Origin of the sequence: Buttiauxella sp. B2, from assembly GCF_006376615.1 — a bacterium.
In the GTDB taxonomy this organism is placed as follows: Bacteria; Pseudomonadota; Gammaproteobacteria; order Enterobacterales; family Enterobacteriaceae; genus Buttiauxella.
The window spans coordinates 70,890-96,204 of sequence record NZ_VEXQ01000019.1 but is presented as its reverse complement, the minus strand read 5'-3'; the positions used below and the strand labels follow the sequence as shown (position 1 = coordinate 96,204).

Genomic DNA, 25,315 nt, shown 5'->3' with positions numbered 1-25,315 from the left:
TTGGTTGCGGGGGCCAGATTTGAACTGACGACCTTCGGGTTATGAGCCCGACGAGCTACCAGGCTGCTCCACCCCGCGTCCGTGGAAGCGCACTATACTCTGCTCGCTCTTTGATGCAACCCTTTTTTTAAAAAATCCCCGATTTGTCTCATCTAACTGATAATAATTTAAATTAAGTACAAATACTGAACACATCTGGCGCGTATGGGGCGCAACACGTTTAATTCTTGCGGTGTGTTTGCTATCTTCGCGTGGCGTGTAGAGGCATAAACCAGGGCGAGGAAGTAATGATAGGACGTTGGACTAAGTACATTGTAACTGGAGTAGTCGTCGCCATTTTGGCTGGCTGCTCTTCAAAACCGACAGATAAAGGTCAGCAATATAAAGATGGGAAGTTCACCCAACCCTTTTCACTTGTAAACCGCCCTGACGCGGTGGGCACACCCGTTAACGGTGGCGACTTCTCTGAGCAAGTTAATCAGATTCGTTCCGCGTCCCCACGTTTATATAATAGTAAGAATGACGTGTACGGTTCCGTTCAGGAGTGGCTACGTGACGGTGGCGATACCAGCAAGCTTACTCAGTACGGCCTTGATGCCTGGCAAATGGAAGGTGCAGACAACTACGGCAACGTGCAATTCACCGGTTATTACACGCCAGTCGTGCAGGCGCGTTACACCCGTCAGGGTGAGTTCCAGTATCCTATTTATCGCATGCCGCCAAAACGTGGACGTTTACCTTCCCGCGCAGAGATTTATAGCGGTGCGCTAAGCGATAGCTACATTATTGCTTACAGCAACTCCTTAATGGATAACTTCATTATGGATGTGCAGGGTAGTGGCTATATTGATTTCGGTGACGGCCAGCCATTAACCTTCTTTGGTTATTCGGGCAAAAATGGCCACGCCTACCGCAGTATCGGTAAAGTGCTTATCGACCGTGGTGAAGTAAAGAAAGAAGATATGTCGATGCAGGCTATTCGTCACTGGGGCGAAACCCACAGCCAGGCTCAAGTGCAGGAACTGCTGGAGCAGAATCCATCCTTCGTCTTCTTTAAACCTGCCAGCTACGCACCTGTGAAAGGCGCAAGCGCCGTGCCGTTAATTGGCCGTGCGTCTGTGGCGTCAGACCGCTCAATCATTCCTGCCGGCACTACTATTCTGGCTGAAGTTCCGCTGTTGGATAACAACGGCAAATTCAAAGGGCAATATGAATTACGTGTAATGGTTGCGCTGGATGTCGGTGGCGCGATTAAAGGGCAGCACTTTGATATCTACCAGGGGATTGGGCCAGATGCCGGTCACCGTGCAGGTTGGTACAACCATTATGGCCGTGTCTGGGTACTGAAAAACGCACCGGGCACCACCAACACTGTTTTCAATGGTTAATATTTCCTGCCGACGGGTTGTATAATCAGCCCGTCATCTTTACCTGTAACAACACCCGCAAAGATTTTCCGAGGATAATGTAATGTCTGTAGTTTTGACCGATGCCTGGCTGCAACGCTTTGGCGGCACAGCTCGTTTGTATGGTCGTGATGCTCTGCAACTCTTTGCTGATGCGCATGTATGCGTGATTGGCATTGGTGGCGTCGGCTCATGGGCCGCAGAAGCGCTGGCTCGTACTGGTATCGGCGCGATTACGCTTATTGATATGGATGATGTGTGTGTCACCAATACCAACCGTCAGATTCACGCCTTGCGTGATAACGTCGGGCAGGCCAAAACTGAAGTGATGGCGGCGCGCATTCGCGAAATAAACCCGGAGTGCCGTGTGACGGTGGTCGATGATTTTATTACCGCAGAGAACACCGCACAGTTGCTCAATCAAGGTTTCAGCTATGTGATTGATGCTATTGATAGCGTGCGCCCGAAAGCGGCACTGATCGCATATTGCCGCCGTAATAAGATCCCGTTGGTAACAACCGGTGGCGCGGGTGGCCAAATCGATCCAACACAGATTCAGGTCGCCGATCTGGCGAAGACTATTCAGGACCCACTTGCGGCAAAACTGCGTGAAAGGCTAAAAAGTGATTTTGGCGTGGTGAAGAACAGCAAAGGAAAACTGGGGATAGATTGCGTATTTTCTACTGAGGCGCTGGTTTATCCTCAGGCTGATGGTTCAGTGTGTGCGATGAAAAGTACTGCTGACGGCCCGAAACGTATGGATTGTGCCTCTGGTTTTGGTGCCGCAACCATGGTCACCGCCAGCTTTGGTTTTGTGGCGGTTTCCCATGCGTTAAAGAAAATGATGGCGAAAGCGGTTCGCAATCAGGCTTGAGCAGCAGCACGAACGGCTTGTGCAAGTGCCGCAAGCCCACTACTACGTGAAGCACTTAATTGATTACGCAGTCCTAAATCATCAAACAGGGCGAGCGGATCTTCATTAAGTAATTGTTCTGTCGTTTTCCCTTCTACTGCAGTGAGTAAAACTGCCAGCAAACCCCGAACAATTCGCCCCTCGCTGTCACCATAGAAATGCAGCGTACCATTCGCCTGAAGGCTGTGACCCAGCCAGACGCGGTTTTCACAGCCCGCAATTTCGATTCCCTCACTCTTTAAGTCAGCAGGAAGTGCCGGAAGCTGCTTTCCTAACAGAATCAGCTGGCGGTATTTATCCTCCCACTGCTGCAACGGAGCAAACGTGGCACGCAGGTTATCGGCGGTGATTGACGTGCCAAAGGGATGACCGGCTAAAAATCCACTTGTCATTTAATCCACCAAAATTTCCAACGCACTGTCGATGGCTTTGACTAAGGCATCGACATCGCTTTGCGTGTTGTACGGGGCGAAAGAGGCGCGCAATGTACCTGCGACGCCAAGGGCCGCGAGCAATGGTTGCGCACAATGCTGCCCGGCACGCAGTGAAATACCTGACTCGGCCAAAAGCGTAACCATATCGTTGTGGTGAACACCGGCGAAATCAAATGCCAGAAGGCTCGAGTCTTGACAGCGGAAACTGCGAAAACCAGGACGTTTCGCCAGTTCCGCTTCAGCAAGCGTCGTAAGCCCACGGCTGTAAGTTTCTGCTTCCGTCAAATCTACTGTTTCAAGCCATTCAAGGGCAGCGCTCAGGCCAATCACGCCTGCAACGTTAGGCGTACCGGCTTCAAAACGATATGGCACCGGCTGAGTTTTAAACCCTTCAAATGAGACGTGAGTGATCATTTTTCCGCCGCCTAGCCACGGCGACATTTCTTCTAACAACTCACTTTTACCGTACAGCGCACCGATACCGGTTGGGCCATAAAGTTTGTGGGCGGAAAACGCATAAAAATCAATATCTAGTGCCTGCACGTCCGGTGGGCAATGCACCACACCTTGTGCGCCATCGACCATCACTACCGCACCTGCTGCATGAGCAAGCGTAATGGCTTTCACCAAGTCCGGGCAGCCGCCTGTGACGTTCGACATTTGACCTAATGCCAGAATTTTTGTGCGTGCGTTGAGTAGTTCAGGCAGTTTGCTCAAATCAGCGAGGTAATCTTTGCCAAGCGGCAGTTTGATAATCTTCGCACCAGTTTGCTCCGTGACCATGAGCCAGGGCACAAAGTTGGCGTGATGTTCTGCTTCGCTAACAATTATTTCGTCACCAGGCTTTAGGCGAGGGCGTGCGTAACATTGCGCCACCAAATTAATGGCTTCAGTGGTGCCTCGCGTCCAGACAATATCTTTGCCAGAAGGGGCATTGAGCAGAGTCGCTACGCTATCACGAGCCGCTTCATAGCGTTCTGTCAGGCGCTGTGCTGCCGCAAATTGGCTTCGATGAACATTACCGGCGCTCAGGCTATAAAACTGCTGAGTGGCTTCAATAACTGCGAGAGGTTTCAGAGTGGTTGCGGCACTGTCGAGATAGACACCAGCATCAGCCAACGCCGGAAACTGGCTGCGAAAACTGGCGGGATTAAATGTTTTCATGATTTTCCTCGTATCCAATGGAGTGATCGTGGCGCATTTGTCTTAATCACACAAGGGATCAATAACCTTCGGAATAGTCTGCTTAACCTGGCAAGGTCATGAAAGAGGGTTATGCTAATTAACGTTAGGTGAGTGCTTCACCCTATTTATTTTTGAGTGAAAATTAGCATTAAACGCTACTAAGGAGAAAAATATGAACAAGGCAGCCGCAGCATTTTCAGCAGGTCTCATGGTTTTTGCGCTTTCAGCCTGTTCAAGTCCGAACTACGTAATGCACACCAATGATGGCCGTACCATCGTGTCCGCGGGTAAACCTCAAACCGATGAAGAGACGGGGATGATTCAGTACAAAGACGCTAATGGGAATAAACAGCAGATTAACCGTACTGACGTAAAAGAGATGGTTGAGTTAAATCAGTAAATTTCAGGCAAAAAAAAGCACCGCAATTTGCGGTGCTACATTAATCACTATGGACAGACAGGGTAAATGTACAGGAAGTGAAAAAGGGGTAGCTTAGCTACCAGGGTCTGGAATGCCAGACCAATTGCAAACACAACAACACAACATCACAACCGTAAGCCAAAAGCCCTCCGAAACACGCATTTCAGATAACTTTTCGTTCCGGCTCAGGAAGTGACGCCACTATAGGTATTTGCTGGTGCATCCTCAACGGACAATTTATAATGGCTCAGATAAAAAAAACTAATAGGTTAACTAAGTTCGCCTGTTTGTTAACAGACTTTAACATTTAAGCCAATCAACTATGTCCAAGCGTTTGCCACCTTTAAATGCCTTACGTGTATTTGACGCCGCAGCTCGTCACTTGAGTTTTACTAAAGCGGCCGATGAATTGTTCGTGACTCAGGCCGCTGTCAGCCACCAGATTAAGTCCCTGGAGGATTTTCTGGGCCTTAAACTCTTCCGTCGCCGCAACCGCTCGCTGTTGTTGACAGAAGAAGGGCAGAGTTACTATCTGGACATCAAAGAGATATTTTCGCAGTTGACCGAAGCGACGCGTAAGCTTCAGGCTCGTAGCGCTAAAGGTGCATTAACGGTCAGTCTGTTGCCTAGTTTTGCCATTCATTGGTTGGTACCACGCCTCACAAGCTTTAATACAGCTTATCCGGGAATCGATGTTCGCATACAGGCCGTTGACCGTCAGGAAGATAAGCTTTCTGATGATGTAGACGTCGCGATTTTTTACGGACGAGGAAACTGGCCAGGTCTGCGCGTCGAAAAATTGTATGCCGAATATCTGCTGCCGGTTTGCTCGCCGATGTTGTTAACAGGCGATAAACCCATCAAAACCCCTGAAGACTTAGCCCATCACACTTTACTGCATGATGCTTCGCGTCGTGACTGGCAGACGTACACGCGTCAGTTGGGCGTGAGCCACATCAATGTGCAGCAAGGCCCAATTTTCAGCCACAGCGCAATGGTGCTCCAGGCCGCGATACACGGGCAGGGTATTGCGTTGGCGAATAATGTTATGGCGCAATCAGAGATTGAAGCGGGCCGTTTAGTTTGCCCCTTCAATGATGTTCTGGTGAGTAAAAATGCGTTTTATCTTGTTTGTCATGACAGCCAGGCAGAACTGGGTAAAATAGCGGCTTTCAGGCAGTGGATTCTGGCAAAAACTGCGAGCGAACAAGAAAAATTCCGTTTTCGCTACGATCAATAAGCAAACCTGTGCGTAGGTCTTTCGCTACGCCTTACTTTAGGGTTACACCATGACCAGCCGTTTCATGCTGATTTTTGCCGCGGTCAGCGGTTTTATCTTCGTTGCCCTCGGAGCCTTTGGGGCGCATGTATTGAGTAAGACGCTTGGTGTTGTGGAGATGGGTTGGATTCAAACCGGCCTTGAATATCAAGCGTTTCATACCCTGGCAATTTTTGGTCTGGCTGTTGCTATGCAGCGCCGGATCAGCATTTGGTTTTACTGGAGCAGCGTATTTATGGCGCTCGGTACGGTTCTATTTAGCGGCAGTCTTTATTGTCTGGCGCTGTCTCATTTACGCCTGTGGGCGTTTGTTACTCCCGTCGGTGGGATCAGTTTTCTCGCCGGTTGGTTCTTGATGTTGATTGGTGCAATGCGCCTGAAACGTAGGGGCGTAAGCCATGAATAAAGTTATTTTGTACTGCCGACAAGGTTTTGAGAAAGAGTGCGCGGCGGAGATTACCGATAAAGCCGGGCAGCGTGATATTTTTGGTTTTGCGCGCGTTAAAGAAAACAGCGGCTATGTGATTTACGAATGCTATCAGCAAGATGATGCTGACAAACTGGCGCGTGAATTACCATTTAAGGAATTGATCTTTGCTCGTCAGATGATCGTTGCGGGTGAACTGCTTAAAGATCTTCCACCGGAAGATCGCATTACGCCGATCACCGGCATGTTGACTGGTGTGGTTGAGAAGGGCGGCGATCTGCGTGTTGAAGTTGCAGACACCAACGAAAGCAAAGAGCTGATGAAGTTCTGCCGTAAGCTGACTGTGCCATTGCGCGCAAGCCTGCGCGAAGCCGGTATTCTGACTAATTACGAAACGCCAAAACGCCCGGTTGTGCATGTGTTCTTTATCGCGCCAGGTTGTTGTTATACCGGCTATTCGTATAGCAATAACAACTCGCCTTTCTATATGGGTATCCAGCGTCTGAAGTTGCCTTCCGATGCACCAAGCCGTTCAACCTTAAAACTGGAAGAAGCTTTCCACGTTTTTATTCCTGCCGATGAGTGGGAAGAACGTTTGGCAAACGGCATGTATGCCATTGATTTGGGGGCTTGCCCTGGCGGCTGGACCTACCAATTAGTGAAGCGCAATATGTGGGTTTCTTCTGTCGATAACGGTCCAATGGCGCAAAGCCTGATGGATACCGGACAGGTGACTTGGTTGCAGGAAGACGGTTTTAAATATAAGCCAACTCGTAGCAACATCTCCTGGATGGTGTGCGATATGGTAGAAAAACCGGCGAAAGTCGCTAGCCTGATGGCGACCTGGCTTGTGAACGGCTGGTGCCGCGAAACCATTTTCAACCTCAAGTTACCAATGAAGAAGCGTTACGAAGAGGTGTCGCAAAACCTGGCGCTGATTCATGAGAAGCTGGCAGAACATGGTATCAGTGCCGAGATTCAGGCGCGCCAGCTGTACCATGACCGCGAAGAAGTGACCGTACACGTACGTCGTATGTGGGCCGCTACTGGTGGGCGTCGCGACGAGCGTTAATCCTATTCGAGGGTGGATAAGCAAACTTATCCACCTTTTTCTTTAAGCTGTGTTTCCTGGCAATCTAAGCTGCTGTAAATTCCCATCGAGCACTAAATCCGTTTGTAACTGCGCCACCTTGCGGCTGATAAACGCACTTTCCCGATGCAGTTCTAACTTCTTACGCCATTTCTCAGGTACTTCATCCAGCCGTTCGTACAACGCTTCTAGCGTTGAATATTGATTGATCAATTGCGTGGCACTTTTCGGCCCGATACCGGGAACACCGGATATTTTGCTACTGCTAATTCCGGCAAGCCCCCAGAAATCGGCAAGTTGTTCAGGTAACACACCGTATTCGTGTGCAATAAAAGGCGCATCCAGCCAACGCTTTTGAAAATAATCACGGATTTGAATCGTGGGTGCTAACAGCTGGCAAAAACCTTTATCGGTAGAAACGATGGTGGCGCGATGCCCGCCCGCAGCAACTTTTACTGCGAGTGTTGCAGCCAAATCATCGGCTTCATTTCCCTGAGAATGCCAGCACGCAACGCCTCTTTTGGTGAAGGCTTCCCGCAATAGTGGCATTTCCTGGTGCAAGGTATCTGGCATTGGTGCGCGCCCCGCTTTATAGTCAGGCAAGACCTGATGCCGCCAGCCTTCACGCCGGTCTTCGTCGTCAAATACGGCCACAGCGTGTGTAGGCTGACTATGAGTTATTAACGCATCAAGGGCGTGTAGACAAGTATCAATGCAGGGAGAGCCTTGAACGGCATGAATACGGCGTATTAAGTTCAGGGCATCAACGATAAGTAAATGAATCATCATAGGTATTTCGCTTTCGACATTTGCTTTGCACACATTAGCATTTCTGCGAGGTGACCGCGAACGCGAGAAGGTGATTCAGGAAAGTCGCTCGCAAAATATACTCGTCATATTTCAAGTCGCAGGGAAACCCTTACCACCTGGCTGCAACTCGAATTTTTAGAGTAAAAAGTACAGCTTATTGATCTGAAAATGCATTGCTAACTAATTAGGTTGCTATGTATATTTTAAAAGAATAGAAAAATTAGAGACAACAACATGAGTAATAGTTCACACCTTGCACACCGTATTCAGGCTCTACAACCGTCGGCAATCAGAGAGTTATTGAAGCACAGCAAAATGCCTGGCGTTATCTCTCTGGCCGGAGGTATTCCTTCCAGCGAATTGTTCGATACCGAAGGTCTGGGAATTGCGACACAAAAAGTTGTCGCTGAGAATTTTAACGATGCGTTCCAATACGGTTTGACTGAAGGCAACGTTGAATTGCGTCAGCAATTGATTGGGCTTTGCCAGGAACGTGGAATTACCACAAGCGTGGATCAACTCCTGATCACTTCTGGCTCGCAGCAAGCATTGGATTTGTTGATGCGCGCGCTGGTGAACCCTGGAGACGTGTTCGTTGTTGAGCGCCCAACTTATCTGGCGACGCTGCAAATCCTCAGTCTGAATGAAGCTGATGTAAAATCAGTAGGCAGCGACGAACACGGTATGATCGTCGATGAACTGGAAGCGTTGCTGAAAACAACGCGGATTAAAGGCGTCTATCTGGTGCCAACCTTTGGCAATCCAAGCGGTACAACATTAAGCGCCAGCCGTCGCGAGCAACTCGTCAAATTGGCGGAAGAGCATCACTTCGTCATTGTTGAAGATGACCCATACGGCGCAATCAGTTTCACTGAAACACGTGAGAAAACCTTGCTGCAAGTGGCGACTGAGCGTGGAAGCCAGGAAAACGTGGTTTACACTTCGACGTTTTCTAAAATTCTGGCACCAGGGCTGCGTGTGGGCTGGATTGTGCTGCCAGAGTGGATGAAGCAAAAAGTTGCCATCATTAAACAAGCGACAGATTTGCATGCAAACTCATTTGCGCAGTCACTGGTATCTGCTTATCTCACGCTTGGCCGTCTTAACCCACAGATTGAGTTGATTCGCGAAGCCTATAAGAAGAAGTGCCAGTGCCTGTCGGAATATTTGCACCAGGAATTAGGTGAGCACATTACCTTTAACCAGCCGCAGGGGGGAATGTTCCTGTGGGCTGCTTTCCGTTATGAATTTGATACAACCCGTTGGTTACAGCAAACTCTGGATAAAGGTGTGGTGTATGTACCGGGTGAGTTCTTCTTTAGCGATCACGCTGACAAGAAAACGCTGCGTTTTTCTTATGCAACGGCGACCGAAGAACAGCTTTATGAGGCGGTACAGCGACTCAAAGCCGCATTGTAAGACGCAAAAATGGAGCCGAAAAGGCTCCATTTTTTATTAAAGCATCGTGATATTAATGCGATAGTTCGACGGCTTCAGACTCGTTTGGTTTTACAACTTTGCCCGTTACACGTCTTGAATACACAGCGGTAATGATGGGCACCAGAATCGCTGTCACAATCACACTCGCTGCAACTAATGCTGTTGCAGATGCTGCCACTGGTTCAAACGCTGGGTTAATCTGCGCAATAATAACCGGGTTTGCAACCGCCGCACCTGCTGCGGAAGACGCTGCAATACCTGCTGTACCATTGCCGCCACCGATATATTTATCAGCCAGAATCAGCGGAATGCCGGTGATAATGATAACCGCAACACCCAACATAATGCCGAGCAGACCGGTGTGCATAATCACGTTCAGGTTGATGGTGTTACCCAGCGCAAACCCGAAGAATGGAATCAGCGTTGGCGTAGCTTTGCTAAAGAAGGCACGGAAATCGTGGTCCAGGTTACCTAAGGCAAAACCAATAAGGAAGGGCAGAACGGCACCCACGAAATGATGTGGTTCAAATGATGCCAGGCCAGCAGAACCCAGAATAACCATGGTCATCAGCGGGCCAGATTCCAGAGACATCAAAACAAATGCACCGGATTCTTCTTTAGTTCCATATTGATTCATCAGGCTCGCATACAGTCCGCCGTTAGTCATGTCCATCGCAGAAACGAGAGCAAGAACAGACAGGCCAGCAAACATCCCCGTTTGCACACCACCGACAGGAATAAACGAAGCGGCAATCATTGCCACAACCCAGGCTACTGCAATTTTTGTCAGAACCAGCGTGCCGGACTTACGCAGTACCGTACCGGTTGCACGCAAATCAATAGATGCACCAATACAGAAGAACCACACTGCCAAAATTGGAACGGTTCCGCTGATCATCCCTTTAGTAAATGAACCAAAATAAGCGCCAGTATCTGGAGCAAAAGTATTAAGAACAGCCCCGAGCAGCAATGGGACTAACATCATTCCACCAGGAATGCGTTCAATAGTAGCTTTGATCTTCATGGTAATTCCTCATCATTTTTTCATTCTTTGAATGAGTGAATGAAAAAATCACATAACAGTAAGCAGTTAAAACCCTTGTTTTTAATGGTTTTATTATGTTTTTGGTCAGCTTGGTTTTTTGCTCTTGGTGGCAAATGGCATTGACCTGGAGAGTGGGTAACCATGAGTTATAGTGCTCATACTTACATCTCGATTAGAACTATCTATTGTTTGGAATTGCAATTCAATCAAATTGAAACAATATTTCAATTTGGATCACATTATTTTTTGAATGAAGTGATAAACTGTCTTTGTGGTGCGATTAAATGTAGTTTCTTTGTAATGAACTATATTTCAATTGCTAAATTATTATTAATAGTAACGGGTGTGATCTTATTTCCGCCTATTATTCTCAGTAAGGAACAGTAATGGACATTCGTCAAAGCATTCATAGTGATCATGCAAAAACACTGGATACCGCAGGTTTACGTAAAGAGTTTCTCATCGAAACCATTTTTACTGCCGATCAGTACACCATGACCTACAGCCACATCGACCGCATCATTGTGGGTGGCGTCATGCCAGTAACTCGCACTGTGAGTGTTGGTGGTGAGGTTGGTAAGCAGTTGGGGGTGAGTTACTTCCTGGAGCGTCGCGAGCTGGGTGTCATCAACATTGGTGGCCAGGGCACGATTACTGTCGATGGGACTTGCTATGAAATTGGCACCCGTGATGGTTTATATGTGGGTAAAGGCGCTAAAGAAGTGGTGTTCGCGAGCATTGATCCTACGAATCCTGCACGCTTCTATTACAACTGCGCTCCCGCGCATACCACTTATCCAACCAAACGTGTAACGCCTGCGGATGTGGCTCCGGTGACTCTGGGCGATAGCGTTACCAGCAACCGTCGTACTATAAATAAGTACTTCGTTCCTGATGTGTTGGAAACCTGCCAGTTGAGCATGGGTCTGACCGAACTGGCACCAGGCAATCTGTGGAACACCATGCCTTGTCATACTCACGAACGTCGAATGGAAGTCTATTTTTATTTCGGTCTGGAGCAAGATAGCTGCGTATTCCACATGATGGGTCAGCCGCAAGAAACTCGTCATATTGTGATGCACAACGAGCAAGCTGTGATTTCCCCAAGCTGGTCAATTCACTCAGGTGTGGGTACGCGCGCGTATACCTTTATCTGGGGGATGGTGGGTGAGAATCAGGTGTTTGATGATATGGACCACGTGAAAGTGGGCGATTTGCGCTAAGTCGAAACCATAAAAAACCCGCTTAAAGCGGGTTTTTTGTTTTAATCGCAGGAAACTTTCATCGCCAGTCCACCGCGCGACGTTTCCCGATACTTTGAGTTCATGTCTTTGCCCGTCTCGTACATCGTTTCAATGACTTTATCGAGGCAAACTCGCGGCTCGCTGGTACGACGCAATGCCATACGCGTTGCATTCACCGCTTTTACCGCAGCAATGGCATTACGTTCAATGCATGGCACCTGAACTTGCCCGGCTACTGGATCACAAGTCAGACCGAGATTGTGTTCCATACCAATTTCTGCAGCGATACAAACCTGGATTGGGCTACCACCCAACAGTTCTGCAAGACCTGCCGCCGCCATCGAACAGGCAACGCCGACTTCACCCTGGCAACCCACTTCCGCGCCTGAAATGGATGCGTTCATCTTATAAAGAGAACCAATCGCACCAGCTGCAAGGAAGTAGCGTGCGCAAGAATTAGCATTAACTTCACGAATGAATTTGTCGTAATAGGCCAGAACCGCAGGAACGATACCGCATGCTCCGTTAGTTGGTGCAGTGACAACACGTCCACCAGCAGCATTTTCTTCGTTGACCGCCAGGGCGAACATGTTAATCCAGTCCACAACGGCCATAGGGTCAGAGTTGTTTTTGTCGCTGCTGACCAGCAGTCTACGCAAAGCCGCCGCACGGCGTGGTACTCGCATTTTCCCAGGCAGCACGCCTTCGGTGGTAATACCACGCTCAATGCCGCTGCGCATCACATCCCAGACGTTTGCAAAATGTGCATCAATTTCAGCTTGCGGGCGCATAGCTCGCTCGTTTTGCATCATCAAGCCAGACAGTGAAAGCCCGCTTTCTTTGCAATGGCGCTGTAAATCAGCAGCACTTTTATAAGGATACGGTACGGCTACCTGCTGGGTATCTTCGAGGCCAAAGTGCGCTTCATCAACGATAAAACCACCACCGATGGAGTAATACGTTTGGCTGTAGATAGCCTTTTCACCCGCTAGTGCGGTAATGCGCATACCATTTTCATGCAGCGAAAGATTATCTTCATGGAAGTTCATGCAGCTATCGACCGGAAACTCCACTTCACGCTGGCCATTAGCCAGTAACAGACGGCCGTGTGTGTTCACGTCCTGAATAAAGTGGGGAATAGCGTCGATATCGATAGTGTCCGGCATATTACCTGCCAGACCCATAATAATGGCGATATCTGTATGGTGACCTTTCCCGGTGAGGGAAAGCGAACCGTATACATCAACCACGACACGCGTGACGCTCTGCAAAATCCCTTGCTCGATTAAATCGTCAGCGAATTGAAAACCTGCTTTCATTGGACCGACGGTATGGGAGCTTGATGGGCCAATACCGATTTTGAAAATATCGAATACGCTAATCATGTTGCATCCGTTGCCTGAGTAACTTTAGAAAGAAAACGCCGCCCGCAGGCGGCGATTAACGGTTAGCTAAAAAGCGAATAGAAGATAGCGGAGATGGCAATTAAACCCATGATTACGATGAAAATATTGCTAACGTGACCACTATATTTTCGCATTGCCGGTACTTTTTGGATGGCATACATCGGCATCAGGAACAGAATCATGGCGATGATTGGACCACCCAGGGTTTCAATCATACCCAGAATGCTTGGGTTCAGAGTGGCAACAATCCATGTGCTCACCAGCATGAAGATTGCGGTAATGCGGTTCAGCTTACTAACTTCGATGCTCTTACCTTTGCCGCGCAGGGATTTGATAACCATACCGTTAAAGCCTTCACGAGCACCTAAATAGTGGCCGAGGAAGGATTTTGTGATAGCAACGATGGCGATAATCGGAGCCATCCAGGCAATCAGTGGCGCATTAAAGTGGTTAGCCAGGTAAGTCAGAATAGAGATGTTCTGTGCTTTAGCTTCTGCCAGGTTTTCTGGAGTCAGACTCAGTACGCAGCTGAATACGAAGAACATAACGGTCAGAACCATCATGATGTGTGCGTAAGACAGAATACGTGAACATTTCTTCTCTGCGTCTTCGCCATATTCATTACGTTTTGCTACAGCAAACGCAGAGATGATTGGTGAGTGGTTAAAGGAGAACACCATTACTGGGATTGCCAGCCACAATGTCATCCACAAGCCGCTACCTGTTGCTGGAGTGCTGCTGAAAGACAATGTATCAAATGCTGCACTGCTCCAGTTTGGAATCAGATACAGCGCAAGAACCATCAATGCCGCAACAAACGGGAATACCAGAATACTCATCGCTTTTACGATCATTTGTTCACCAAAACGAACGATGGTCATCAGACCGACGATCAGAATCAGAGACAAAATCGCGCGTGGTGGAGAAACCATTCCCAACTGGTGAGTGATGAAGTTATCCACTGTGTTGGTGATAGCCACGCTATAAACCAACAGAATTGGATAGATGGCAAAGAAGTAGAGCAGGGTAATCATCTTACCTGCGCCCACGCCAAAGTGCTCTTCTACGACTTCAGTGATGTCTTCGCCTGGGTTTTTACCTGACAGCACGAAGCGAGTCAGACCACGGTGGGCAAAAAAGGTCATCGGGAAAGCAAGAATTGCCATGATGAATAGCGGGATCAGACCGCCAACACCGGCGTTAATCGGCAGGAACAAAACGCCTGCGCCGATTGCCGTGCCGTACAGACCCAACATCCACATGGTATCGGACTTGCGCCACGAACTTTTGCTCTCGACAGAGGCAATACTGCCGGTTTGAGTGGTTTCCATCTACTACTTCTCCAAAGGAACATATGATTCGAAATCTGGTTCAACCGCGATGATTTGCCATTGACGTCTGAAACTAAATGCTGTTTACGGTCTGTTTTATAGTAATTTTGGCCGGTGATAATCAGCGGGCGGAAAGATACATTCATACGGTCAATTCATCAGTGATCAGGATCTCAATTGTAAGAATCTACTGCTTGTGTTGTTTTTTGCAGTTTTTCAGTCTGCACCTGATATTTTGTGCAATATTTAAACCCTGAAAATACGGTTATTTTAGATAGTAAAATGTAGTTTCAATATGCGGTGTCAGCGTAATCGACTGTATAAGCAGAGTTTTTAGTTTGTAGATGCCGGGAATCATAAGTTTTTGTGAAGATGATAATTCTGCTACCGGTAACATTACGGAAGCTGAACAAGGCAGAAGAAGGTAGAGAAAGGCAGGAAAAAAGCAGAAAAAAAAGAAGGGCGGAGTGACTCCGCCCGGAGATTCAGGTGCAGATTTCGTAGCAAGGAATGTAAGCACTGCCTGGTAATTTCATACGGTGCTGGGCGACAAAGCCCTGAAGCAAGTCGTCCATACGCTTCATCATTTTTGCGTCGCCGTGGATCTTATACGGCCCGTACTGTTCGATTGCGCGGATCCCCCCTTCTTTGACGTTACCCGCAACAATACCCGAAAACGCCCTGCGCAAAGACGCTGCAAGTTGTTCCGCAGGCTGGTCCGGATATAGCTTAAGATTGGCCATATTTTCATGGGTTGGCTCAAACGGTACTTGCAGCTCAGGCGCAATACGAATCGACCAGTTGAAGCTATAAGCATCGCCCGTGTCACGGCGATTCTCTTTCACTTTTGGCATCGCTTTTTTCATCTGGCGTGCCACTTCAGCCGGATCGTCAATAATGATTTGGTAATGACGACGAGCCTGTTCACCCACTGTGTTGACGATAAACTCGTCTAATACACGGAAGTAGTCAGCGCTCTCTTTCGGCCCGGTCAGAATCAATGGTAGAACTTGATCGTGGTTATGCGGATTCATCAGGATGCCGAGCAGATAAAGCAGTTCTTCTGCGGTACCCACGCCACCAGGGAAGATGATGATGCCATGCGCGACTCGCACAAACGCCTCAAGACGTTTTTCGATATCCGGCATGATGATCAGCTCGTTCACTAACGGGTTTGGCGGCTCTGCTGCAATGATTGACGGTTCAGTCATACCAATAAAGCGGCTTTCTTTATAACGTTGCTGAGCATGACCCACTGCAGCACCTTTCATCGGCGCTTCCATGGCACCCGGGCCACAGCCGGTACAAATATTGAGCTCACGCAGACCCAATTGTGTACCAACACGGCGAGCGTAGAGATATTCGTTTTCGTTAATAGAGTGCCCACCCCAGCAAACGACCAGGTTTGGCGCTTCACCAACGTGCAGTGCACGGGCGTTACGTAGGATAGAGAACACCATATTGGTGATATGCGTGGTGTCTTCTAAATCGAGATTAGGGAATCGCCCTGTTTGGCTAATTTGCCCATTAACGAACAAAATATCGCGTAAAACGGCAAACAGGTTAGCTTGCAAAGCCCGAATAATACGGCCATCGACAAAAGCGTCTTCAGGAGGATTAATCAGTTCGAGTTTGACGCCACGTTCGCGACGCAGCACGTTGATATCGAAGTTTTCGTAACGCGACAACAGCTCTTTACTGCTATCGGTCTGGCTTCCTGAGTTAAGAACGGCAAGTGAACAATTGCGAAACAGTTGATAAAGGTCGCTACTGGCCGTGCGTTTAAGCATATCGACTTCCAGTTGCGACAACATATCCATTGAGCCTAGCGGGCTAATATGTGTAATCAAGTTAACTCCTTACGAAGCGTAAAGTGCCGCTCCCAATGATTACAATAGCCTCGCCATGCTCAATTTAACAACCTGAAAACAATAATCCTTCAAGGTGCTGCGAGGTGTTTCGCACTTATTGACGAACCAGACGACCAAATGAAGGATGGAAATCGGTATTTGTGCGCCATGGATTAATGTCCAGGCCACCGCGACGGGTATAGCGTGCATAGACGCTCAGGCTTTCCGGCTGGCAGAAATGGTGAATGTCGTTAAAAATCCGCTCGACACATTGCTCGTGGAATTCGTTGTGATGACGGAATGACACCAGATAGCGCAGCAGTTTCTCACGCTCAATGCGTGGCCCACGATAGCGAATCTGAACAGAACCCCAATCCGGTTGGTGGGTAATCAGGCAGTTGGATTTCAACAAATGGCTCACCAGGGTTTCTTCTACGATTTCTTCACCCGCCGCACCGCTCAGGTAATCGGCGTTAAATTCGTAGTTATCGATAGTGATATTTTGCTCATCTATACAATCGCCTGTGAATGCCGCAATTTCCTGGCCTTCAAGTTCATGCAGGCGGAACAGCACTACGCTTACATCGCCCTGTGCGCAGGCGCTTAAATCACGCTTTAACGTTTCCTGCACTGTTTCCCAATCCTTAAATTGGGTCTGGTTAAAGCTGTTCAAATAAAGCTTGAAGCTCTTGGACTCGACCAGATTCACGCTGTTTGCATCAAGCTGCACATGCCCAACGGCAACCTGTGGCAAACCGTTGCTGTTTAGCCAGGACAGTTCATACAGCGTCCAGATATCACCGCCGCTAAAAGGTAGGTTGTCAGCCTGCAAGCCAAGTGGATCGCGATTAAGACTACGCGGTACGGGCTGAAGCAAAGAAGGTTGGTATTTATCCTGGTAAGCTGTTGGCTTACCCAGCGTCAGGCCGCTCAGTGCCTGGTGTTTTTCATAAGACATGTGTCACCGATAGAATGCAGGTACAATTAGCCCTTATTGTACCGCAGCCTTGAGAGAGTGAGAAATTGGTGGATAACGACGTACGTCAGGCACTGGAAGATTTTACCAATCGCTTTTGTCACGCATGGCGTGAACAGACTGGTGGCTGGCCCGCAAGCGAAGAATTATATGGTGTGCCGTCACCGTGCATCGTGACGACAACCGGGAAGGATGTGCGATGGCAGCCGCAACCTTTTACTTCTGAAAACGATCTTAGTGCGGTTGAACGTGCGATGGATATTGCTTTGCAACCTGCTGCGCATCAGTTCTATACCACGCAATTCGCCGGAGATATGCCAGCGCTTTCTGGCAAGCAGGCGCTAACACTGTTGCAAGCCTGGAGCGAAGACGATTTTCAGCGCGTTCAGGAAAACTTGATTGGCCACCTGGTCACGCAAAAACGGCTTAAAATTCCGCCGACACTGTTCCTGGCAACCACTACAGATGAAATGGAAGTGGTGTCTCTGTGCAATTTAACTGGCGAAGTTGTGCTGGAGAAAATTGGCACAAAACAGCGTACAACTCTCGCAAGCTCACTGAATGCGTTTCTCCAGGAACTGCAACCGCAGGTCATTTAAGCGCTGATCGCTGCTGAGCTTGTGAGAGATCTCTTACACAAGCTGTAAGAGATCTCTAACTTTACATTCAGAGTTTTTACAACGATAAAACACATAATTGTTTATTATCATTATGTTATGAGATTATCACTTTGCTTTTGAATGAAAGCTATCGTAAGCATTGGTTGTGGGTGCCTTGCGAGAATGAACAAAATGGTAGATTCTATGTCCGTCGACAGGAAGTCGGGAAATGAAGGAGACATTAGGATGATGTCACTTCATTGAGGAAGTGGAACACACCAGGAAGGTGTTGCAAGGAAGGCTTCAGGATTGAAGCAAGGATCACTCAGGATGAGTAAAGGACACCTCCAGGATGGAGAATGAGAGCCGAGCCAGGAACGTTCGGTGGGTCTGGAAGACCAAAGGATATCGCACCAGGATGATGCAGGATCACCTCAGGATGTAGGTAGCAGGACGCGAGTACGATGGATTGTAGGTCAGGAGACCAAGGACATAGTTGTCAAGGACGAGCAGGGAGCACCAAAAGTAGCCGGATTAGCTGCGAAACGAACCGGGAGCACTGTTTAATACAGTGCTCCTTTTTTTCGTCTGAACATTGGCTTATTCCAAAACCCCTCTTTGTGAAAACCTACGCCTCCGGTGACAACGCGCTGTGTGGGGTACCCTGAAAATAGGCCAACGCCACCATCAGCGACTGCACCAGGCATAGCGTTGCAGACTGAGAACGGAAGGCATCAACTTGTGCCTCTTTCACCACAAAACACAAATCGCTAAAAGTGGCGAGCGGGCTAATCTGGCTGTCGGTAATGACAATTTGACGCGCCCCGGCTTTGGCGGCTATCTCACTGACCATCATTGTCTCCTCGGCATACGGTGAGAAGCTAATCGACACCACAATATCCTTCGCCTTCACGCGGCTCACTTGTTCACGCAGCATGCCACCCAACCCGTCCAATAGTACCGGGCGGCATTCAAGATGACTCAACGCATACGTAAGATAAGCCGCGACGCTGAATGAACGACGCAGGCCGACTACATAAATGGTGTCTGCATCCGCCAATAATTGTACTGCCCGCTGGAGTAACTCCGGATCGGTGCGTGCTGCCAGTTGTTGCAATGCCTGAGCATTGGAACGGGCAAATTCCTGCAAAATATCGAGCGGCGTTTCCGGTACAGATTCGCTTTCCATCTCACGGAACAACCTTGCCCGGTCGGTGTAGCTCGCCGTTTCCTCCACCAGATTCATACGAAATAGCTGTTTCATTTCATTGAACCCGCTGAAATCAAACGCATTGGCAAAACGGATGAGAGTGGAAGGTGGCACTTCAGCCCGGTCAGCAATGGTTGCGACGGTATCAAATGCCACGCTGTTGGTGTTGTCCAGTACATAGCGGGACACCTGTTGCAGCCTTTTACTCAAGCCATCATAGCGGTCGCGGATCTGTTGCTGGAGTTCGCTCAGGTTAGTGGCCGTGGTCAATGTCGCCGTCCTCAATAGTTAATGTTCGCTGAAACGTATTTAAACTCAGTACTGCAAAAAATGAAACAGATGAACCAAAACAAGCATAGTTCGAAATACCTAACGCAACTCAGTCGCTGTACGGAATGCTGTTTGTTAACAAAAAAATCCATTACTGATCACAATAATCAATATTTGTTTTATTTCATATTAAAATGAAATGTTTATTTCATATACAGTGTTCTGGAAACAAACCTAACAGCGAGAGGATTCACATGGATACGGTAACGAATTTTATTCACGGTGAATGCGTCACGGGCGAAAGCCCACGCGTTCAGGCGATCTTCAACCCGGCCACCGGGGAGCAAATCCGCCAGGTGGCAATGAGTACGGTGCAGCAAACTGAGCAGGCTATTGCTTCCGCGCAACAGGCCTTCCCCGGTTGGGCACGGCAGTCGCCACTTAAACGCGCACGAGTGATGTTCCGCTTTAAAAGTTTGCTCGAAGAGAATATGGACAGCCTGGCTAAGTTGATTAGCGAAGAGCACGGCAAAGTCTATTCCGATGCAGTGGGTGAGGTGACTCGTGGCCTGGAAGTGGTGGAATTTGCCTGCGGAATTCCGCATCTGCAAAAAGGGGAGCATTCAGCCAATGTGGGGACGGGGGTTGATAGTCTCTCGCTGATGCAGCCGCTTGGCGTTTGCGCGGGCATTACGCCGTTTAACTTCCCGGCGATGGTTCCTATGTGGATGTTCCCGATTGCACTGGCAACCGGCAATACCTTCGTGCTGAAGCCTTCTGAGAAAGATCCGTCGCTGGCTATCAGGTTGGCGCAGTTGTTGAAAGAAGCGGGGTTGCCGGATGGCGTGTTCAACGTGGTGCAGGGCGATAAAGAAGCAGTAGATGTGCTGCTAACCGACCCGCGAGTTCAAGCTGTTAGCTTTGTAGGCTCCACATCAATTGCTGAATATATCTACCAGACTGCTTCTGCCCAAGGCAAGCGTTGCCAGGCTTTGGGTGGCGCGAAAAACCATTGCATTTTGATGCCGGACGCTGACATGGATATGGCGACCAGCGCCATTATGGGAGCAGCTTTTGGGGCCGCGGGCGAACGCTGTATGGCGCTTTCCGTAGTTGTTGCCGTAGGTGATAACACTGCCGACGATCTCTGTGTTCGCCTTGGGCAGCAAATCGCTAAATTACGTGTTGGGCCAGGCCTGGGTCACAATCCCGAAAACGAAATGGGACCGTTAATCTCAGCACCCCACCGTGCCAAAGTTCTCGGCTACATTGATAGTGGCGAGGCGCAAGGGGCGACGCTACGTATTGATGGACGCGGCCTGAAACTGCCAGGCAACGAGCAAGGTTACTTCGTTGGGCCGACGCTGTTCGATAATGTCACCCCGGAAATGACGATTTATAAAGAAGAGATTTTTGGCCCTGTGTTGTGCGTGGTGCGCGCGAAGGATTACCAGACGGCGATTGCACTTATTAATAAGCACGAATACGGCAATGGAACGGCTATTTTCACCCGAGATGGGGGAACGGCACGTCGCTTCTGTGAAGAGGTGCAGGTTGGCATGGTTGGTGTAAACGTACCAATCCCTGTACCAATGGCATTCCACAGTTTCGGCGGTTGGAAACGCTCCATCTTCGGCCCGCTTAACGTACATGGTAGCGATGGCGTGCGTTTCTACACACGCATGAAAACGGTCACTGCCCGTTGGCCGGAAACCAGCCACGAGCAGATAGCTGCGTTCTCCATGCCGACACTCGGCTGACAGGGGGAAGAATGAAGACACAAAGAATGACCATGGCTCAGGCGCTGGTCAGGTTTCTCAATCAGCAATATGTAGAAATAGACGGTGAAGAACAGCCGTTTGTTGAAGGTGTAATGGCTATTTTCGGGCATGGAAACGTGCTCGGCATTGGTCAGGCGCTGGAGGAGGAACCAGGCCACCTTAAGGTACATCAGGGTTGTAACGAGCAGGGTATGGCGCATATTGCCACCGGCTTTGCTAAACAGCACCGACGCCAGCGCATTTATGCCGTCACCTCGTCCGTAGGGCCGGGAGCGGCAAATATGGTAACCGCTGCTGCTACGGCAACTGCCAACCGTATCCCGCTTTTGCTGTTGCCCGGTGATATCTACGCCAGCCGCCAGCCTGATCCGGTGTTACAGCAAATCGAGCAGTATCACGACCTGAGCATTAGTACCAACGACTGCTTCCGTCCGGTGTCTCGTTATTGGGATCGTATCAATCGGCCAGAACAGTTGATGAGTGCGATGTTGAGCGCAATGCGAGTACTGACGCATCCGGCAGAAACTGGCGCGGTGACCATTTGCCTGCCACAGGATGTGCAGGGTGAAGTATGGGATTACCCGGTGAGTTTCTTTGCTCGTCGCGTGCACCATATTGAGCGCCGCCCACCCGATGAAACCAGGTTGCAAGCTGCTCTGGCACTGATTTCCAGCAAAAGTCACCCGTTAGTGATTTGTGGCGGTGGGGTGCGTTATTCCGGTGCTCACGAGGCGTTCCGCGAATTTATTGAAAGCGCGAAATTACCGTTTGCCGAAACGCAGGCAGGGAAAGGTGCGCTAGTGAGTGACCATGCATGCAACCTTGGCGGCCTTGGTGTAACGGGTAACCTGGCGGCAAATCTCATCGCGCCACAGGCTAATTTGATTATCGGTATCGGTACGCGTCTGACGGACTTTACTACCGGCTCGAAATCGCTCTTTAGCCCAGACGCAGAATTCCTGTTGTTAAACGTCGCTGAGTTTGACGCCCTGAAGCTGGATGCGACTCCGCTCGTGGCTGATGCCCGAATAGGGCTGGAGAAACTGACCGCTGGGTTACGTAACATCCGTTACCAGGCGGCATGGAAGGACGAACCGGCCTTAGCGAAAGCGGCATGGCAGGATGAGTGTCAGCGATTGTGGCAGCGGGACTGGCAGCCAGGCAAGGCACCGGAAGTTGCCGGACATCTGGATGTCGCTTTGTCTGAGTACAGCCAGACGCTTGGCACGACACTGACTCAAACGCGAGTGCTTGGCTTGATAAACCATCATGTTGAAGACGATGCGGTTGTGGTTGGTGCGGCGGGTTCGCTGCCGGGAGACTTACAACGCCTGTGGCAGGTGAAAACCCCGGATAGTTATCACCTGGAGTATGGTTACTCCTGCATGGGCTACGAGATTGCAGCGGCAGTAGGGGCGAAGCTTGCGAAGCCAGAACAACCTGTTTATGCAATGGTTGGTGATGGTTCCTATCTGATGCTGCATTCTGAGCTGCAAACCGCGGTGCAGGAGGGAATTAAGATAACTATATTGTTGTTTGATAACGCCGGATTTGGCTGTATCAATAATCTGCAAATGGGCCACGGTATGGGGAGTTACGGTACGGAAAACCGCAAACGTAACCCGGATACCGGCCGGCTGGATGGGCCTTTGGTTAAGGTGGATTTTGCGCAAAATGCCGAAAGCTATGGTTGCAAAGCCTGGCGAGTGCATGATGAACAAAGCCTGCTTGCCGCGCTGGAGGCTGCCCGAGTACATGATGGCCCAACCTTGCTGGACATCAAAGTGCTACCGAAAACCATGACTCACGATTACGAGGCCTGGTGGCGGACTGGTGATGCCCAGATTGCCCGTTCAGTTTCCGTAACTCATGCGGCAGAACAGACTCTGGCTGGGTTGAAACGCGCACGGCAGTATTGATCTTCACTTAGGCCACCCGCCACGAGGGTGGTCTAAGGTACTAGATATCATCTCTTGAAATATTCATTTCATTTTTAGCCTAAGACAGCACTGTTTCTCTCACCGTTTCCCTAAACCTTCTCCACTCTCGCCAAACGTTGTGACTTTGATAACAAAAAACACCCATAAAATAACCAAAATGTTAACCTTGACTCAAAAATGAAACTTTCACTCTTTATTAAAATGAAATAAATGTTTTATTTAAGGGGTCGTTATCTAGTAGCACACCGCGCCGGGAAACCCCGACGTATAACGCTAAAGCTATGCCACTATCGGGAGCCGCTATGTTTAACATTGCTTTACTGGGCGCAGGTCGCATCGGCCAGATCCATGCCGGGAATATTGCCGCCCACAAAGAAACTACGCTTTGGTCTGTTGTTGACCCAAACGAAGAAAACGCCACCCGCATTGCGAATCAGTATCAGACACGCCAACAGAGCGTGCATGAAGCATTGACCGATCCGAACGTTCACGCAGTGCTGATTGCCTCCGCCACTGACACACACGCTGACCTGATTGAACTCGCTGCAAAACACGGCAAAGCCATCTTCTGTGAAAAACCTGTTCACCTCGACCTTGCTCGGGTACGCGATTGCCTGAAAGTGGTGAAGGAGTACAACGTTCCGCTGTTCATTGGTTTTAACCGCCGCTTTGACCCGCAATTCCGCCGTGTGAAAACGGAAGTGGAGCAGGGGCGCATCGGCAAACCTGAATCTTTGGTGATCACTTCCCGTGACCCTTCACCGCCGCCTGCTGAGTACGTTCGCGTATCTGGCGGAATGTTCCACGACATGACCATCCACGATTTTGACATGGCACGTTTCATCATGGGTGAAGAGCCGGTGGCGATTTATGCCCAGGGCAGCAACCTGGTAGACCCAGCAATTGGTGAAGCGGGTGATATTGATACCGCGTTTATCGTACTGAAATACGCCTCCGGGGCCCTGGCGACCATCGTCAACAGTCGTCGTTCCGCTTATGGCTACGACCAGCGCCTTGAACTACATGGTTCAAATGGCCTGCTGTCTGCAGGCAATATTCTGGAAAACCAGGTTCAGCACTTCAGCGCCACTGGCTGTAACAGTGCACTTCCGGAGCATTTCTTCCTGCAACGCTACAAAGAAGCTTACGCCGCTGAATGGCAACATTTTGTTGCTGTGTTGCGTGGTGACGTCAAACCGGACTGCAGCGGTGATGATGGTGAGCGTGCGCTGTATCTGGCTGATAAAGCGCTGGAATCTCTGCGCAGCAAACGCGAAATCGCACTGTAACCTCCGACGACCCTACATAAAGAGAGATAACAATGAAAAAGCTAATCCTCGCCGCCGTCATCGCACTCATCACAACACCGGCTCTGGCTGAAAACGAACAGATTGTTTTTAGTACTCCAAACCTGGCAATGCCTTTTGAAGTCCACATGCAGCGCACCGCCGTGAAAGCGGCCAAAGATATGGGCGTAAAACTTCAGGTATTGGACAGCCAGGGCAGTTCGCCAAAGCAGGTTGCTGACCTGGAAAACGCCATCACCCGTGGTGCTCAGGGATTTATTGTCTCACCTAACGACGTCAATGCCGTTTCTAGCGCAGTGAGTGAAATTCAGGATGCGAACATGCCTGTAGTAACCCTGGATCGTACTGTTACCACCGAGAAAAAAGTGCCGCATTTTGGCGCTAATAACTACAAAGGTGGTGAGGCTGTAGCCGAGTACGTAAAGTCTAAATTCCCCAACGGTGCAGACATTATTTTGCTTACTGGCCAACCCGGTTCTTCTTCCAATATTGAACGCACCAAAGGTATTCGAGACAGCCTGAAAGCAGGTGGCGACAAATACAAAATTGTCGTGGACCAAACCGGTAACTGGATGCGTTCTGAAGGGATGCGCATCGTAGAAAGCGTGCTGCCTTCACTGCCGAAAAAACCGCAGGTAATCCTCTCGGCTAACGACGATATGGCACTCGGGGCCATCGAAGCGTTGCAAGGGCAGGGTGTTAAGCCGGGCGAAATTATGGTGACTGGTTTTGATGCCGTTCCGGAAGCTCTGGCACGCGTGCGCGACGGTTGGTTGCAGGTAACTGCTGACCAACGTCCGGGCTTTGCGGTGACGACCGCTATGAGCCAACTGGTCGCAAATATCCGTGACAAAAAAGAGATAACCGGAGCGGACTACGCACCGACCATGATTACCAAAGACAACCTAGATAAAGCCGAACGTATCGGCGAAGCCGGTAAATAACGTTCTG

General features: G+C 49.5%; 22 protein-coding genes and 1 tRNA gene. 13 read left to right on the top strand and 10 right to left on the bottom strand.

The features are described 5' to 3' along the window. Window position 1: 1 nt before the first annotated feature. Window positions 2-78, bottom strand: a tRNA-Met gene (locus tag FH968_RS18440). 209 nt (window positions 79-287) lie between these two features. Here FH968_RS18440 and mltA point away from each other — a divergent pair. Further along, complete coding sequence (mltA, locus tag FH968_RS18435; RefSeq protein ID WP_139882208.1) at window positions 288-1,388, top strand: murein transglycosylase A; 1,101 nt, start codon at window positions 288-290, stop codon at window positions 1,386-1,388. 82 nt (window positions 1,389-1,470) lie between these two features. After that, window positions 1,471-2,280, top strand: coding sequence for a tRNA cyclic N6-threonylcarbamoyladenosine(37) synthase TcdA (gene tcdA / locus FH968_RS18430; protein ID WP_139882207.1), 810 nt, complete (start codon window positions 1,471-1,473; stop codon window positions 2,278-2,280). Here tcdA and csdE read toward each other — a convergent pair. Further along, complete coding sequence (gene csdE / locus FH968_RS18425; protein ID WP_139882206.1) at window positions 2,271-2,711, bottom strand: cysteine desulfurase sulfur acceptor subunit CsdE; 441 nt, start codon at window positions 2,709-2,711, stop codon at window positions 2,271-2,273. The genes tcdA and csdE overlap by 10 nt on opposite strands. After that, window positions 2,712-3,917, bottom strand: a complete 1,206-nt coding sequence (gene csdA / locus FH968_RS18420; RefSeq protein ID WP_139882205.1) for a cysteine desulfurase CsdA — start codon at window positions 3,915-3,917, stop codon at window positions 2,712-2,714. It abuts the gene before it with no gap. Between the two features lie 193 nt (window positions 3,918-4,110). Here csdA and FH968_RS18415 point away from each other — a divergent pair, with 193 nt between their 5' ends. The 4 genes from FH968_RS18415 (at window position 4,111) to rlmM (ending at window position 7,137) form a co-directional block, all read left to right on the top strand. After that, window positions 4,111-4,338, top strand: coding sequence for a YgdI/YgdR family lipoprotein (locus tag FH968_RS18415; RefSeq protein WP_139882204.1), 228 nt, complete (start codon window positions 4,111-4,113; stop codon window positions 4,336-4,338). A gap of 343 nt (window positions 4,339-4,681) precedes the next feature. After that, complete coding sequence (gene gcvA / locus FH968_RS18410) at window positions 4,682-5,599, top strand: glycine cleavage system transcriptional regulator GcvA (RefSeq protein WP_139882203.1); 918 nt, start codon at window positions 4,682-4,684, stop codon at window positions 5,597-5,599. Between the two features lie 49 nt (window positions 5,600-5,648). After that, on the top strand, window positions 5,649-6,044 hold the full coding sequence (locus tag FH968_RS18405; RefSeq protein ID WP_139882202.1) for a DUF423 domain-containing protein: 396 nt from the start codon (window positions 5,649-5,651) through the stop codon (window positions 6,042-6,044). Beyond that, window positions 6,037-7,137 (top strand): 23S rRNA (cytidine(2498)-2'-O)-methyltransferase RlmM, encoded by a 1,101-nt coding sequence (gene rlmM / locus FH968_RS18400; protein WP_139882201.1) that lies wholly within the window; start codon window positions 6,037-6,039, stop codon window positions 7,135-7,137. Before FH968_RS18405 ends, rlmM begins: the two co-directional genes overlap by 8 nt. A 42-nt stretch (window positions 7,138-7,179) precedes the next feature. On the opposite strand, the gene xni is transcribed toward rlmM, so the two are convergent. Then, window positions 7,180-7,944 carry a flap endonuclease Xni gene (xni, locus tag FH968_RS18395; protein WP_139882200.1) on the bottom strand — a complete coding sequence of 255 codons (765 nt, stop codon included), beginning with the start codon at window positions 7,942-7,944 and terminating at the stop codon, window positions 7,180-7,182. Between the two features lie 255 nt (window positions 7,945-8,199). Here xni and FH968_RS18390 point away from each other — a divergent pair, with 255 nt between their 5' ends. Beyond that, on the top strand, window positions 8,200-9,384 hold the full coding sequence (locus FH968_RS18390; RefSeq protein ID WP_139882199.1) for a PLP-dependent aminotransferase family protein: 1,185 nt from the start codon (window positions 8,200-8,202) through the stop codon (window positions 9,382-9,384). Window positions 9,385-9,436: 52 nt separating this feature from the next. On the opposite strand, the gene kdgT is transcribed toward FH968_RS18390, so the two are convergent. Next, the gene (gene kdgT, locus FH968_RS18385) at window positions 9,437-10,429 is read right to left on the bottom strand and encodes a 2-keto-3-deoxygluconate transporter (RefSeq protein ID WP_139882198.1); all 993 of its coding nucleotides are present in this window, start codon (window positions 10,427-10,429) and stop codon (window positions 9,437-9,439) included. Window positions 10,430-10,836: 407 nt separating this feature from the next. Here kdgT and kduI point away from each other — a divergent pair, with 407 nt between their 5' ends. After that, window positions 10,837-11,673, top strand: a complete 837-nt coding sequence (gene kduI, locus FH968_RS18380) for a 5-dehydro-4-deoxy-D-glucuronate isomerase (protein ID WP_139882197.1) — start codon at window positions 10,837-10,839, stop codon at window positions 11,671-11,673. A 41-nt stretch (window positions 11,674-11,714) separates the two neighbouring features. On the opposite strand, the gene FH968_RS18375 is transcribed toward kduI, so the two are convergent. The 4 genes from FH968_RS18375 to queF all read right to left on the bottom strand — a co-directional run bounded on the left by FH968_RS18375 (window position 11,715) and on the right by queF (window position 17,239). Next, window positions 11,715-13,079, bottom strand: coding sequence for an L-serine ammonia-lyase (locus tag FH968_RS18375; RefSeq protein WP_139882196.1), 1,365 nt, complete (start codon window positions 13,077-13,079; stop codon window positions 11,715-11,717). A gap of 62 nt (window positions 13,080-13,141) precedes the next feature. After that, window positions 13,142-14,431: an HAAAP family serine/threonine permease gene (locus FH968_RS18370; RefSeq protein ID WP_139882195.1), complete on the bottom strand. Its 1,290-nt coding sequence runs from the start codon at window positions 14,429-14,431 to the stop codon at window positions 13,142-13,144. Between the two features lie 485 nt (window positions 14,432-14,916). After that, complete coding sequence (ppnN, locus tag FH968_RS18365) at window positions 14,917-16,281, bottom strand: nucleotide 5'-monophosphate nucleosidase PpnN (RefSeq protein ID WP_139882194.1); 1,365 nt, start codon at window positions 16,279-16,281, stop codon at window positions 14,917-14,919. A 115-nt stretch (window positions 16,282-16,396) separates the two neighbouring features. Beyond that, entirely contained in the window at window positions 16,397-17,239 is an 843-nt protein-coding gene (gene queF, locus FH968_RS18360) for an NADPH-dependent 7-cyano-7-deazaguanine reductase QueF (protein WP_139882193.1), read from the bottom strand. Between the two features lie 68 nt (window positions 17,240-17,307). Here queF and syd point away from each other — a divergent pair, with 68 nt between their 5' ends. After that, window positions 17,308-17,856 carry a SecY-interacting protein gene (gene syd / locus FH968_RS18355; protein ID WP_139882192.1) on the top strand — a complete coding sequence of 183 codons (549 nt, stop codon included), beginning with the start codon at window positions 17,308-17,310 and terminating at the stop codon, window positions 17,854-17,856. A 628-nt stretch (window positions 17,857-18,484) separates the two neighbouring features. Here the strand turns inward: syd and FH968_RS18350 are convergent. Beyond that, window positions 18,485-19,336: a MurR/RpiR family transcriptional regulator gene (locus FH968_RS18350; RefSeq protein ID WP_139882191.1), complete on the bottom strand. Its 852-nt coding sequence runs from the start codon at window positions 19,334-19,336 to the stop codon at window positions 18,485-18,487. Window positions 19,337-19,590: 254 nt separating this feature from the next. Here FH968_RS18350 and FH968_RS18345 point away from each other — a divergent pair, with 254 nt between their 5' ends. The 4 genes from FH968_RS18345 to FH968_RS18330 all read left to right on the top strand — a co-directional run bounded on the left by FH968_RS18345 (window position 19,591) and on the right by FH968_RS18330 (window position 25,308). Further along, on the top strand, window positions 19,591-21,096 hold the full coding sequence (locus FH968_RS18345) for a CoA-acylating methylmalonate-semialdehyde dehydrogenase (protein WP_139882190.1): 1,506 nt from the start codon (window positions 19,591-19,593) through the stop codon (window positions 21,094-21,096). 11 nt (window positions 21,097-21,107) lie between these two features. Further along, on the top strand, window positions 21,108-23,036 hold the full coding sequence (gene iolD, locus FH968_RS18340) for a 3D-(3,5/4)-trihydroxycyclohexane-1,2-dione acylhydrolase (decyclizing) (protein WP_139882189.1): 1,929 nt from the start codon (window positions 21,108-21,110) through the stop codon (window positions 23,034-23,036). Window positions 23,037-23,359: 323 nt separating this feature from the next. Next, window positions 23,360-24,346: an inositol 2-dehydrogenase gene (gene iolG / locus FH968_RS18335; RefSeq protein WP_139882188.1), complete on the top strand. Its 987-nt coding sequence runs from the start codon at window positions 23,360-23,362 to the stop codon at window positions 24,344-24,346. A gap of 32 nt (window positions 24,347-24,378) precedes the next feature. Beyond that, on the top strand, window positions 24,379-25,308 hold the full coding sequence (locus tag FH968_RS18330; protein ID WP_139882187.1) for a substrate-binding domain-containing protein: 930 nt from the start codon (window positions 24,379-24,381) through the stop codon (window positions 25,306-25,308). The last annotated feature ends 7 nt before the right edge of the window (window positions 25,309-25,315 follow it).

Bases quoted from the DNA above. Each gene is read 5' to 3' on its own strand.
- FH968_RS18390 (WP_139882199.1), top strand. From the start codon at position 8,200: ATGAGTAATAGTTCACACCTTGCACACCGTATTCAGGCTCTACAACCG.
- FH968_RS18405 (WP_139882202.1), top strand. From the start codon at position 5,649: ATGACCAGCCGTTTCATGCTGATTTTTGCCGCGGTCAGCGGTTTTATC.
- rlmM (WP_139882201.1), top strand. From the start codon at position 6,037: ATGAATAAAGTTATTTTGTACTGCCGACAAGGTTTTGAGAAAGAGTGC.
- FH968_RS18330 (WP_139882187.1), top strand. From the start codon at position 24,379: ATGAAAAAGCTAATCCTCGCCGCCGTCATCGCACTCATCACAACACCG.
- FH968_RS18375 (WP_139882196.1), bottom strand. From the start codon at position 13,079: ATGATTAGCGTATTCGATATTTTCAAAATCGGTATTGGCCCATCAAGC.
- queF (WP_139882193.1), bottom strand. From the start codon at position 17,239: ATGTCTTATGAAAAACACCAGGCACTGAGCGGCCTGACGCTGGGTAAG.
- xni (WP_139882200.1), bottom strand. From the start codon at position 7,944: ATGATGATTCATTTACTTATCGTTGATGCCCTGAACTTAATACGCCGT.
- kduI (WP_139882197.1), top strand. From the start codon at position 10,837: ATGGACATTCGTCAAAGCATTCATAGTGATCATGCAAAAACACTGGAT.
- FH968_RS18345 (WP_139882190.1), top strand. From the start codon at position 19,591: ATGGATACGGTAACGAATTTTATTCACGGTGAATGCGTCACGGGCGAA.
- tcdA (WP_139882207.1), top strand. From the start codon at position 1,471: ATGTCTGTAGTTTTGACCGATGCCTGGCTGCAACGCTTTGGCGGCACA.
- iolD (WP_139882189.1), top strand. From the start codon at position 21,108: ATGAAGACACAAAGAATGACCATGGCTCAGGCGCTGGTCAGGTTTCTC.
- FH968_RS18415 (WP_139882204.1), top strand. From the start codon at position 4,111: ATGAACAAGGCAGCCGCAGCATTTTCAGCAGGTCTCATGGTTTTTGCG.
- mltA (WP_139882208.1), top strand. From the start codon at position 288: ATGATAGGACGTTGGACTAAGTACATTGTAACTGGAGTAGTCGTCGCC.
- csdA (WP_139882205.1), bottom strand. From the start codon at position 3,917: ATGAAAACATTTAATCCCGCCAGTTTTCGCAGCCAGTTTCCGGCGTTG.
- csdE (WP_139882206.1), bottom strand. From the start codon at position 2,711: ATGACAAGTGGATTTTTAGCCGGTCATCCCTTTGGCACGTCAATCACC.
- FH968_RS18370 (WP_139882195.1), bottom strand. From the start codon at position 14,431: ATGGAAACCACTCAAACCGGCAGTATTGCCTCTGTCGAGAGCAAAAGT.
- kdgT (WP_139882198.1), bottom strand. From the start codon at position 10,429: ATGAAGATCAAAGCTACTATTGAACGCATTCCTGGTGGAATGATGTTA.
- iolG (WP_139882188.1), top strand. From the start codon at position 23,360: ATGTTTAACATTGCTTTACTGGGCGCAGGTCGCATCGGCCAGATCCAT.
- gcvA (WP_139882203.1), top strand. From the start codon at position 4,682: ATGTCCAAGCGTTTGCCACCTTTAAATGCCTTACGTGTATTTGACGCC.